Annotated in this window: 14 protein-coding genes; 1 reads left to right on the top strand and 13 read right to left on the bottom strand. The window is 56.4% G+C overall.

All coding sequences use genetic code 11. The features are described from left to right. Positions 1–1,084: 1,084 nt before the first annotated feature. The 5 genes from IPM39_29385 to IPM39_29365 all read right to left on the bottom strand — a co-directional run bounded on the left by IPM39_29385 (position 1,085) and on the right by IPM39_29365 (position 3,416). Positions 1,085–1,252 (bottom strand): hypothetical protein, encoded by a 168-nt coding sequence (locus tag IPM39_29385; protein ID MBK8990130.1) that lies wholly within the window; start codon positions 1,250–1,252, stop codon positions 1,085–1,087. Positions 1,253–2,004: 752 nt separating this feature from the next. After that, positions 2,005–2,205 carry a hypothetical protein gene (locus IPM39_29380; GenBank protein ID MBK8990129.1) on the bottom strand — a complete coding sequence of 67 codons (201 nt, stop codon included), beginning with the start codon at positions 2,203–2,205 and terminating at the stop codon, positions 2,005–2,007. 499 nt (positions 2,206–2,704) lie between these two features. Next, complete coding sequence (locus IPM39_29375; protein ID MBK8990128.1) at positions 2,705–2,977, bottom strand: hypothetical protein; 273 nt, start codon at positions 2,975–2,977, stop codon at positions 2,705–2,707. A 9-nt stretch (positions 2,978–2,986) separates the two neighbouring features. Beyond that, positions 2,987–3,214 carry a hypothetical protein gene (locus tag IPM39_29370; protein ID MBK8990127.1) on the bottom strand — a complete coding sequence of 76 codons (228 nt, stop codon included), beginning with the start codon at positions 3,212–3,214 and terminating at the stop codon, positions 2,987–2,989. Continuing rightward, positions 3,207–3,416, bottom strand: a complete 210-nt coding sequence (locus IPM39_29365) for a hypothetical protein (GenBank protein ID MBK8990126.1) — start codon at positions 3,414–3,416, stop codon at positions 3,207–3,209. Before IPM39_29365 ends, IPM39_29370 begins: the two co-directional genes overlap by 8 nt. Positions 3,417–3,782: 366 nt before the next feature. Between IPM39_29365 and IPM39_29360 the strand changes: the two genes are divergently transcribed. Beyond that, positions 3,783–4,121: a hypothetical protein gene (locus IPM39_29360; protein ID MBK8990125.1), complete on the top strand. Its 339-nt coding sequence runs from the start codon at positions 3,783–3,785 to the stop codon at positions 4,119–4,121. Here IPM39_29360 and IPM39_29355 read toward each other — a convergent pair. The 8 genes from IPM39_29355 to IPM39_29320 form a co-directional block, all read right to left on the bottom strand. Next, positions 4,111–4,653 carry a hypothetical protein gene (locus IPM39_29355; protein MBK8990124.1) on the bottom strand — a complete coding sequence of 181 codons (543 nt, stop codon included), beginning with the start codon at positions 4,651–4,653 and terminating at the stop codon, positions 4,111–4,113. The genes IPM39_29360 and IPM39_29355 overlap by 11 nt on opposite strands. A 93-nt stretch (positions 4,654–4,746) precedes the next feature. After that, on the bottom strand, positions 4,747–4,893 hold the full coding sequence (locus IPM39_29350; protein ID MBK8990123.1) for a hypothetical protein: 147 nt from the start codon (positions 4,891–4,893) through the stop codon (positions 4,747–4,749). Between the two features lie 118 nt (positions 4,894–5,011). Then, a complete protein-coding gene (locus tag IPM39_29345) occupies positions 5,012–5,290 on the bottom strand; it encodes a hypothetical protein (protein ID MBK8990122.1) in 279 nt (92 codons plus the stop codon). Then, positions 5,265–5,585, bottom strand: a complete 321-nt coding sequence (locus tag IPM39_29340; GenBank protein ID MBK8990121.1) for a hypothetical protein — start codon at positions 5,583–5,585, stop codon at positions 5,265–5,267. Before IPM39_29340 ends, IPM39_29345 begins: the two co-directional genes overlap by 26 nt. Before the next feature lie 748 nt (positions 5,586–6,333). Then, positions 6,334–6,702: a hypothetical protein gene (locus tag IPM39_29335; protein MBK8990120.1), complete on the bottom strand. Its 369-nt coding sequence runs from the start codon at positions 6,700–6,702 to the stop codon at positions 6,334–6,336. 1,289 nt (positions 6,703–7,991) lie between these two features. After that, the gene (locus IPM39_29330; protein MBK8990119.1) at positions 7,992–8,237 is read right to left on the bottom strand and encodes a hypothetical protein; all 246 of its coding nucleotides are present in this window, start codon (positions 8,235–8,237) and stop codon (positions 7,992–7,994) included. Between the two features lie 532 nt (positions 8,238–8,769). Continuing rightward, on the bottom strand, positions 8,770–9,012 hold the full coding sequence (locus IPM39_29325; GenBank protein ID MBK8990118.1) for a hypothetical protein: 243 nt from the start codon (positions 9,010–9,012) through the stop codon (positions 8,770–8,772). A gap of 189 nt (positions 9,013–9,201) precedes the next feature. Further along, complete coding sequence (locus tag IPM39_29320) at positions 9,202–9,750, bottom strand: hypothetical protein (protein MBK8990117.1); 549 nt, start codon at positions 9,748–9,750, stop codon at positions 9,202–9,204. Positions 9,751–9,973: the final 223 nt, after the last annotated feature.

Below are 9,973 nucleotides of genomic sequence, written 5' to 3'. Positions count from 1 at the left end.
GGCCGTCAACGTCACAGGCTGCGCTGCGTAATTGCCTTGCGGTTCATTTTCTCCACAAAATCCATGATGCTCTCTTTGAATTTCTCTTCTTCGCTGATGGAAAGGAGGCACGGTGATTTCTACCAGGCGATGACATCTGGGCCATTGTCTCGGCGTTGTAGTTAGGGATTTACATCACGCCAGCGTTTCAGCCGGAACGCCAGCGCGTTGCGTATCTCCCTGGCCTCTTTTGCCAACCTTCACGGTCCTGGATGGAACCGTTCAATGTCGGTCGGACGCGGCAAGACGATGTTTCCAGGTCAGGCAAAGCGTGATTCGGTGGCATCGTCCACAAACCGCCCACGCATCATTGGGAATCTTCGGCCCGAAGGCGCTGAACACTTCGACGACAACTTCGCCATTTGCCATGTTGGTGCGCAAGATATGACCCTGCTTATAGCCGGTGTTGAGCATCTGAACCCAGTCACTCGATGTTTCCGCTGGGCGATTGGCTCATCATTGTCTCACTGTGCAGCCGCCCACTTCTCCATCGTGCGGAAAACAGGCGTTGGCGTCGTCGTTGGGGTGAAGGCGCACATACACAGTTCCCCACTACTTTAAGTGAACAGCTCTTACCGCTGTCACTATCACCCCTGGCATGTGAAGGTATGGCGAAACAATGAACTCAGGCAACCAGGTCAGCATGACATAATAGCTGGCCCAGCGTTTCGATGTCTGGCGGCAGGTCTACATACTTGTGGATAAACGCCTGCACTCGCCCTTGCAGATCCATCTCTGATGTGTGCAATGCCCCAGGCCGCTAGGCAGCCAAATGGTTCCTGTGCTCATCACGCTCTCAAATGGCGTGAACGGAAAGATGCGGTAGTTTTCCGTGTCGGGTGGGCGATATGCTGAGACGGCCAATCCGGCCCCGCGCACGGCAAACGCTGTGCGTGGCCCTCCTTCATGGTCCGGGTCATAAACCAACTCAAAAAGATGGTCATCAATGAACCCACATTGGCCTTTGTCAGTTCCGATCTTGTGCGCGGCCCTTTGTTGTCTTTTGCAGCGCCTTCACCATGCCGCTAAGTTCCCGCGGGCTGATTTACGGCGCATCGGCTGCCGCCTTCTTTACCCGCTCGAAGTGGTATTCCGGCAAAGGTGGCGACCAGTTCAGCCGCTTCCTTAACCATCTCTTCCTTCTCGATACCAGCAGCAGCAGCGGCCCGATGGCATCCAAAGGCAAAGATAGGCGCGTTGCCCAGCACATCATAGAGCATCTTGTTGCTGGCCCCTTTTACTACAACCAGTCGTTGGCATCCTTCGCCTTGTCGCCGCAGGCCACGCCTCAATGCGCGTCGTTGGCCCCAATCGGCGCGCCAACTCAATGCCGCCGCGCTGACCGGCCTGGTCATTGTCCAGCGCCACATACACCCCGGTCAAAGCGCCCCAATTGTTTCAGCAAGCATGTCATTGGCTGTTGCCCGGTCAGCGCGTGGGCGCGTTCCACTGCGCGCCAGTGTCAGCGCATCCGCTTCCCCTTCCGCAATACCACAAAGGTGGCGTTGTGCATTTGGCCAAATCGGTTTCCACAAAGGCAGCCGCTCGCAGCCAGGTCAACTGGTGGATTCCAGTATCTTTTCTCGGCCACGCTACGGGCGCTGACATATTCACGCGACCCAGCGGCTACATTGCCCATATACCCACGTCCCGACCGGCATAGCCATCACCGCCTGCACAATCGATCATTCACATCCGATTCGTGCATCTGGCGAGGTGGCCGGTTTGCCCTTGCGGTCGTTATTCCCAAGCCGCAGCCCGTCACGGTTTCCGCTGACCAGCCGCCCGCTCGTAATACGCCGTAGCAGCAGCATCCGTCAGCTTGCCTTCCAGGAATTCCCATCACGGCCGTCAACAATCCGCCCGCTTCCTGGCCGCCGAAAAAGCAGCAGCAGCCGCGGCATCCAGATGCAGCGCGATGCTGCCCGATTCGCCAGTCACTTGATGGCCTGGTTGAAGTCATGCCTACGTATTCTCCAGCCAGTTAATCCCGTCGCCCTTGTGCCCCTGGCTGTTCCAGAAGTAGAGCTGATCCTCAACATTGACCACCAATGAATCAAGGCTTTCAGCGTTCAGATACTTGCCGCGCCCCTTCAAGGGGCGTAGCCGTGCCGTATAACTTCCTCGATTCGGTTTTACCCGCTTCAATTCAACAATGTCAATCATGGCGCCCTCCGGCTCCGGTTTTGGTAAATTGCATCAGCGACCCGCGCCCACCCCGTTCCCAGCCGCCACCAGGGGCGGGGGGAGGCCGGTGCGTGGCTGGCTGGCTCGTCCAGCAGCGCAGCAACAATGCTGTGTGGGCAAAAGAATAATTATTGTGATGCTTGCTTGGTGTCTGGTCATGGTTACGTCCTTACTAAGTGTATTGTGGCTAAAATGCGATTCATGCTTGCTCAACATGTATTGTGATCCAGCCTGCCCAACGGCCTCAAAAGCCCCTGTTATGGTCAACAGGTAGCTTATGATAATAAGATTTAGCAAAAGCTATACCGGCTGTGCCGGAAGGCGTTGGTGAGAGCGGAACGGGGCAAACGCGGTTGTGGCATCGCCCTCGGCAAGGTGTGATTTGTGGGCGTTTTGCCGGTTCGCTCCTGCTGCTACTAAAACAGAAAGGGCGCACAAGCCCGGCCCATATTGCTGCGCGAAGCTGTGCGCCCATGATTTAGTGCGCCCCATCTGCCTCTTCTTGTTCTATGGCGGCCTCGAAGGCGGCCCAGATGTCGGGGTAGGCAATGAACCATGCGTTCTTACCCAGGGCTATCTCGAAGCCGCCGCCGATGCAGGCGCCGATGCCCCCGACGCTTTGGCCGGTCTCTGTGTCTGAGACCAATGCGTAGGTTCCAGCATCATTGAAGTGCATAACGCCGCCATCTTTATTGCGACATTGTTTGAGGGTGATGGTTAGGGTTATGTTTGTTGAAGCTGTATCAATCATGGTTTCTCCTTATTTGCGCTTGGCGACTTTGTCGCGGACTGTGGGGTGGGCTTCGGTGATGCGTAGGCGGGCGTTTACGGCCGTTACGCGCACCCGCGCCAATGTGATTATTGCCTGATCACGGGTTGGGGCCGGGCTGCCCATCAGGGTGGCGATGTCGCGTTCGATGGTCTGTAGGGCAGCGTAGGTATCTTCCAGGAGCCAGAGGGCCAGGTTAGAGAAGTCTCGTCTAGGCATTGTGTTCCCCTTTGGCCTGGTGGATGGCCCGCTGTTCGCCGGCGCGCCGGCGATAGGCGAAGTCGAGAAAGCTGGCTTCGATGATCATGGGCAGACCGCTGGCGGCGAAGCATGACAGCTCTAGCAATAGGTCCATCCAGGGGTTAGGATGGTGGATTGCTTTGTTGGCGATGAGGGTGACAAGGACGCCGAAAGCGACCATGAAGGCGGTGAAGCCTTCCAGCTAGCCGTTACGCCGCAGCCAGTTGATGAGGGTGGCGTAGGCCGCGCCAAAGATGAAGAGTGAGCCTATTGTGTAAATTACCGGTTCCGTTTCTATTCCCATTGTTTGCCTTCCTTTGTTTTTCTGTCTTTTTTCTTTGCTCGCCTGATAAGATGTGTGTGCCAGTGTGGATTATGAATAGTCCAAACTGGTTAAAAAAAATAACTGGACCACTAGGATACATCTACCTGCGTGGCCTGTCTATGAACCATATTGGATGATAAGGTGGCCGGCTGACGGTTACTATTATTGTACCATTCTGGACGATGACCGGGCTTGGGGTGGGATGTGGATGCGAGGTGAGCAATGGGTACAAATGGTCATGCGGAATTGGCCGAATGGCTGGCCGCAGAGATGAAGCGGCGCGGCCTGAGCAACCGCGAATTGGGGCAGATGGCCGGCATCGCGCACAGCAGTGTGGCACGAGCATTGGACCCACAAGGCGTGGTGTCTTTTGATGTGTGCAGCAAGCTGGCGCGGGCGCTGAATGCAAACCCGGTGACTGTATTGGAATTGGCTGGTTTGTTGTCACGGACGCACCCCACAATAGCTGAAGAACGCGACCTGGTCTTTCAGTTCCGTAAGCTGACGGGTGAACAGAAAGACCAGGCGCTGCGTTATCTTCGGTTTTTGGCTAAAGAGTAAGAAGGGTGGTGATGTGGCGGCTGAAGCGCTGGCCCTGGCGCATTCCTTGAAGGAAGGCGTGGTCTTGTTCTTGGCTTTTGTATTCAGCGGTGGCGCGGTCGAACAATGCGTATTGGGCCTGCACATCTTTGCTGAGGGTGTGGATTTGCTGCTCTATTTGCTGCCAGCGGTCCCATTTGGCGGCCTCGACGGGGGCCACGGCCGCTATGGTTAATTCGTAGATTGATATGGTGACGATGGGGCTGAGGCCGTAGGAGACGCCAGCGAGAAAACAGGCATAGATGATCTTTTCTATTTCATCGCCGCAGAGGCTGCGCACGTCGGGCCATAACTTTTTGCCAATGGGGTCCTGGCGTAGGGTTTTGCCGAAGGCGCGCACCAACTGGGCGTGTTGTTTGCGGATGGCGGTCATTTCGGGGTCGTTGGGCAGGGCGTTGATGTGTTTTCTAAGGGCTTCTCCGGCGTCGTAGGGGAGAAAGCAGCTATCTTCTAAGAACATCAATGGGGTGATATAATTGTCATCAGCTTTCATGGTAAGACTCCTTTACTGTGATTGTTAGACCGCCGCCTACGTTGCTACCGTGGGCGGCGGTCGTTTTATTAAGACAAAGAAAATAATAGCAGATTAACTTATATTGTCAATCGGTTTGCCACTAATATCGGCTTTATCTTTGCCGATTTCCATCAGCCAAATACGTTCAACACAACGCGATATTACAGGCGTGTTATGACGAACCTCTGGCAATCCCCATAATTCCGCCAGCTCTCTCATCTGTTTAATTGTTTCCTCATCTAGGATTACCGATTTGCTTCATGCGAACCTCCTATCATTTTCATCATAATAGAAGATTATCGCGTGATAGTCAAGAACGGCTGTTCTAAATGTGTCATTAGTTGACAGTGAACGGCCACTGTTGGTAGGTGTGGCCACAGTTAATGAACACCGTCCATGTGCCGGGGGTGGTGGAAGGACCGACAGTCCACGTCCAGGATAACAAGCCATCTTCCGGGGCGGTTTTTGGCCCCATGCCCTCAGCCACGCTGTTACCGCTGGCGTAACGGATTCCAGGATTGCAAACGATGCCGGGGTTGGTTTGGATGGTCAGGGTGGCGTTGCTATTGGGCGATACGGGCGAAGTGAGGCTAATCAGGCTGATGGGCACAGGCATCAGGGTGGCGGTTGGTGGAATGCGGGTAGGGGTGGCGGTTGATGGAATGCGGGTAGGGGTGGCGGTGGCGGTGGGCTGCGGGTGGATGTGTGACTGCTGGTGGGTGGAGGGTTGGCGGCCGGGTATGGGTGCTGGTTGGGGTAATGGTTGGGGTATAGGTGGCGGTGTAGGTGGGCAGTATGCCGGCATCGCGCAGGGCGTTGTCGGCGATGGCGGCCAGGAGGGTGAGTCCGCAGAGCAGGATGAAGCCCAGGCAGCCAATGGCTAAGAATTTGCGACGGTTTGCACTTTTCATGAAAGCTCCTTTGCTGGCGTGGACGATTAATAGTCCACAAGGTAAATTGCTGGAGCTTAGGATTATCGGGCGAGAATGGACTATTTTGAGTCCAATTAGGGGAAAGCGGAGTCCATACGGCGTCGTAGAATTGGAGTCTACAAGGATAAGCGATGTTTGGTGGATATGTGGGCTGTGGTTGCAAATTTACAGGGACGGTTCACATCCGTGAGGTCGTGGGTTCGAGTCCCTCTTCGCCCTCGTAATGAAAAGCCTTCGTTTTAGACGGGGCTTTTTTATTGATTTTGTTCCGCAACCCCACCACCCGCAAAACATCGCAAAAAAAATGCCTTTGTTGGGTTGAGACAGGTCTCCGATGATTCTTTCGACGATTTCAATCGGTTTATCCACCAACTCTTCTTTGTCCACCACGGTAGACAAAGTGCGGTGGTGTTCTTCGCAGGCGCGCATCAGGTTGGCGATGCTGGGCAGCAGGGACATGTCGTCGCGCAGGCCCGCTTGCGTGCCCGATGCGGGTGCTGTCTAAAATAATGCTACGACGCTCCAGCCGTTTTCCCAGGCGTCGAGAACCGCGCTGCACGCGTCTGACATCATCAACCCAACTAACATAACCATCTGGTACATCGGACGTTTTGTCTCCTCTGAAAATGGGAGCGCGGACGTCCCTTCCACTCCCCCGGCGGATGGACGACGCCTGCGCTCCCAGGAGACCATTCATAATTTGGTCGGCCGCAGCCGGTAGAATCTCCTACCTCCATTCCAGCGCCAGCATCTTGCGCAAAGCGCTCGTTCGCACCCACAGACTTTGGCCGTTTCTGGCTCTTTGGGCGATGGCAAAGGCGGCGCGCAACATGGGTGGCGTCACCAGGGTGGCCGCAATGACCATGAAGACGACGACGGAAAACGCCTCTCCTGGCTGATCAGCCCTTCGGCTATTTAAAGCAAAGGTGGCGTGAATTAGCCACTTCACCGCCGATACCATGCCCACACGCCGTTGGAAGGCTTCCAGATTGCTAAAACCGACCAGTCTGGCCCCAGACCGCAATCGAACGATTTTGCTGAGATTAGCTACGGCCGTAATCACCACCGCCAGCACCCAGATAACGTTGCCGCTCATGACCCATGTCCACCGCCAGTCCAATGTTGACAAAAAGATGGGTACAAAAAGCCATCGCCAGAGTGTTAATGCCTTGTTCGATCTCTCTTCACGAAAGGGCGGCCGTGCGCCCCCTGAGAAACAGGCCAACAAAACGCGCTGATAATAGGCGCCATGCCACCAGTACATCGGCCATTGGAAACAAGACTCAAGAGAACAGCGGGAAGGCGATAAGCCCCTGCGCTGATGGGCAACCGTTCTATCAGGAGCCGCTAATCGGGGCAGTACCAGAATACCAACGGCCGTTACCCCCACCAGATACCCCCACCATCCGCGCAATGGTAATCAGAATACTGTCAAGCCGCCGCTGTTGGTGACCCATAATTGCCGCTATGCAGCGCCAAAATGACCAAAACGTCATCGATTACCGCCGCCCCAACAAGGTCAATCCCCTCCCGCGTGCGCAATCGGGTCTAATTCCAACAGCGTTTGGGCCGAAATACTGACACTGGTGGCCGACAGCGTTAGCCCAATAAAAATGGCGCTGTTCATGGGCGGTCAAACAACGGGGCCACGCCGCGCCCCATCGCCAGTGGCAGTATCACTCCCCAGCGTCAGGCGAACGCCTCACTTACCAGACCGCAGCAGGTCAGACAGATTCAGCTCCACCCACGGTAACATCATCAGCAAAATCGCCCCGATTTCCGCCAGCGGCGAGGTTTCTTCCGACGTTGAATGTCTTCACGAAAAATGAGCCAGCGATGAGTGTATCTACCAGCGTCGGGCCGAGCAGGATACCGATCGGGTTCGCCCAGCACCGATGGCTGCCCCGGACGGACGCTCAAATAACCACTGGCATGGCGACAGTGGGGATAATCGTCAGGGCCAGGATGAAATCAAGAAATTCACTCGGACGTGAGATCGTTTGCCTTTGGTAATACGGCGTTGCTCCCAAGCCGAAGTATAACCGGGCTGATTGCAGTTGGAAAGGCGACAGGACCAAAAGGGTTTCCCGACCCTGGGTCTTCTTTCTATCACTTCAATCTCTACCTGCTCGCCGCGCCGCCTCGCCTGTCACCAAGTCACCGATTGAATGGCGCCGTTCGTCGCCATCAAAGCCATAGGCGTAAGGATGTCACCTTCCAGCAGGCAGGCCGAGGGCGCTTTTGGTCCTATGTCGGTATTCACAATGGCAATGGGCGCCTGACCGCGATAAAACAGTTTCTAGCAGCACATAGGGGCCACCGTTTGAACCGCTGCCTTTGGGAAGATAGCGATTTTGCCGGCCATGCTTGCTGGCTCTAGCCGGATCACCCTTCTTCCTCAATGACTCCCGTCTCGCGATTGACAAAAAAGCCCAACGGAGGTGTTCGACGCATCGGTGACAAATGCTTCGCTTTGTACCACAAAATTGGTTTTGCGAGGCAGGCCACGGAGTTCGCCGCAAACGCTCCGGTGCCTGCATGAGGGTGGGTGAAGGGGGAGCGGATGAGCCGGTGAACTGGATTTTTGCCCTGTTCACCGTTCCTCGTCTCGCGTTCCGCATTTTCATCCATGCCGCCACGCCTCGTGCCACGCGCACACAATCTACCAGTTTCATCACCGGGTGGTAGGCCATTGAGACCAGATTTGATGCCTAATGTTCCGCCTTCATGGGTTGGTCAGGACGTGGTGGACCCAGTTTTGGTCGTAAGGGGACCACTTCAGGGCAGGTGTTTTCCAGCAACGCGCACCGCGCTGGCGCGGATCCCGTCAACCAGGCGGTTTTTCGGCGATGGCTTTGTAGGGAGGAGGTGAAGGCCCGCGGCAAGCGGGGGGCGTCGGCGGGCAGGATACGGCCAATGCAGCAGCACGACCAGTTGCTTGGAGTTCGCCCACAGACGCCTGCGGGTCGGCCAATAGCGATGAGCGACGCCGGCTGCCGTGGCCTCAGTTCGTCCTACCGCTTTGTCTGCGGGGCGGCCCCATCAAACAGCAAAATGGTCCTCAAACTCCCCGTCGGGCACGTCGCCGTGGCCCACCTCGATGCCGAGCAACGGGGCAGCCGTAGTTCGCGGCCGCGGCCGTCAGCGCTGCGCTGCTCGTGGTTCAACTCGGCCCGACGAACCCTTTGATGAGCGGGATGGGGCCGAGCGGCTGCTGCCAGCCCGGTTTGCGCTGCTGCCAAATCCAGTCGCCCAAAATGGAAATCGGTGGGGTCGTCCGGGGCGTCGTGACAATCACTTCCAGGTTGGGCCGCTGCGCTATTCCGGCAGCAGGCCATATTTGGTCGTGATAGCCGGTCAGGGCACAGGCCAGCGCCGATAGGCTCGATTCGCGGTTGGTAGTCAAGTCGCAAAATAAAATTGCCGAAGCGGATAGCGTTGGTTATCAGCCCAGCCCACGCCGCTTGTCTACGCCACTCCACTCCTAGGGGTGCGGGACTGGTTAGGCTGCGCCCAACAGGTGTGAAGACCGTTGATCTCCTGGTGCTGGGCTAAGGTCGGGCGCGGTGATCCGCATGGCGGCAGTTGGGCCTCGTCACGGCCGGCCGCATTGAGGGTGGTGGGCACGGCGACGCCGGGTCCGCCGTTTTGGCCCGGGCGAGCCGAAAGAATTGGCACAGGCCCAGGAAATCCGCCGGTCAGCGGCGAAACGCCGGAAAGTGGGCGCTGTGAATGGGGATGAGTTCGGCAGCGCCAGCGGCAGCGTCCATGTCTGGCAACCAAAGCGCATCGCCATTTGCCAGGCCAGACCTTGTTCGCCAATCCAGCGTAGCTTGTTGGCAGGGGTTGAGTGAATGATTGACATAAGGTCCTTTGGGTTTGTTTGGTTGGTTGGTTGGTTGGTTTGGTATCGGGAGCGGCTGAAGGAGGAGGCCGGAGGGTGGGTCGTCAAGACCGGCGTCGCTTCCTGATGGTGAATGTATTCGCGTTGGGTCTCGTAGGCGAGGAGTCTATATCGTCGTGGAGTTGGAAGGCGCAAAATCGCTTCGTGAATGGTCTGCTCGTTGTCGCGTTTCTGGCGCGGCTGCACAAGATGCCAGAGGGTAATCAGCACGCTGCTGCGCTGTGATTTTAGTGTACACAACAGGGGCGATGTTGCTGTAGGGAGATGACAATCGCATCCCAATTTACCTGGCGCTGTTTGGGTTAGTTGCGGTCTACTTGCCCGGGGCATAGGTGTTGATGACTTCCAGTGAGGATAGCTGGCCTTTCCCAATCGCATTCATGAGGTCACCAGGATGGGGATTTCGTTCCAGATAAAGGGCGGCCTGGCTAAGTTAGCGATGATGTCGGTAGAGGAACACGGC

The sequence above is a fragment of the Candidatus Leptovillus gracilis genome, from assembly GCA_016716065.1.
GTDB classification, from domain to species: domain Bacteria; phylum Chloroflexota; class Anaerolineae; order Promineifilales; family Promineifilaceae; genus Leptovillus; species Leptovillus gracilis.
This window is presented reverse-complemented; position numbering and strand designations above follow the sequence as displayed.

Coding starts and splice junctions, on each gene's coding strand:
- IPM39_29385 (MBK8990130.1), bottom strand. CDS start 1,252: ATGATGTGCTGGGCAACGCGCCTATCTTTGCCTTTGGATGCCATCGGG.
- IPM39_29380 (MBK8990129.1), bottom strand. CDS start 2,205: ATGATTGACATTGTTGAATTGAAGCGGGTAAAACCGAATCGAGGAAGT.
- IPM39_29375 (MBK8990128.1), bottom strand. CDS start 2,977: ATGATTGATACAGCTTCAACAAACATAACCCTAACCATCACCCTCAAA.
- IPM39_29370 (MBK8990127.1), bottom strand. CDS start 3,214: ATGCCTAGACGAGACTTCTCTAACCTGGCCCTCTGGCTCCTGGAAGAT.
- IPM39_29365 (MBK8990126.1), bottom strand. CDS start 3,416: ATGGTCGCTTTCGGCGTCCTTGTCACCCTCATCGCCAACAAAGCAATC.
- IPM39_29360 (MBK8990125.1), top strand. CDS start 3,783: ATGGGTACAAATGGTCATGCGGAATTGGCCGAATGGCTGGCCGCAGAG.
- IPM39_29355 (MBK8990124.1), bottom strand. CDS start 4,653: ATGAAAGCTGATGACAATTATATCACCCCATTGATGTTCTTAGAAGAT.
- IPM39_29350 (MBK8990123.1), bottom strand. CDS start 4,893: ATGAGAGAGCTGGCGGAATTATGGGGATTGCCAGAGGTTCGTCATAAC.
- IPM39_29345 (MBK8990122.1), bottom strand. CDS start 5,290: ATGCCTGTGCCCATCAGCCTGATTAGCCTCACTTCGCCCGTATCGCCC.
- IPM39_29340 (MBK8990121.1), bottom strand. CDS start 5,585: ATGAAAAGTGCAAACCGTCGCAAATTCTTAGCCATTGGCTGCCTGGGC.
- IPM39_29335 (MBK8990120.1), bottom strand. CDS start 6,702: ATGAGCGGCAACGTTATCTGGGTGCTGGCGGTGGTGATTACGGCCGTA.
- IPM39_29330 (MBK8990119.1), bottom strand. CDS start 8,237: ATGGATGAAAATGCGGAACGCGAGACGAGGAACGGTGAACAGGGCAAA.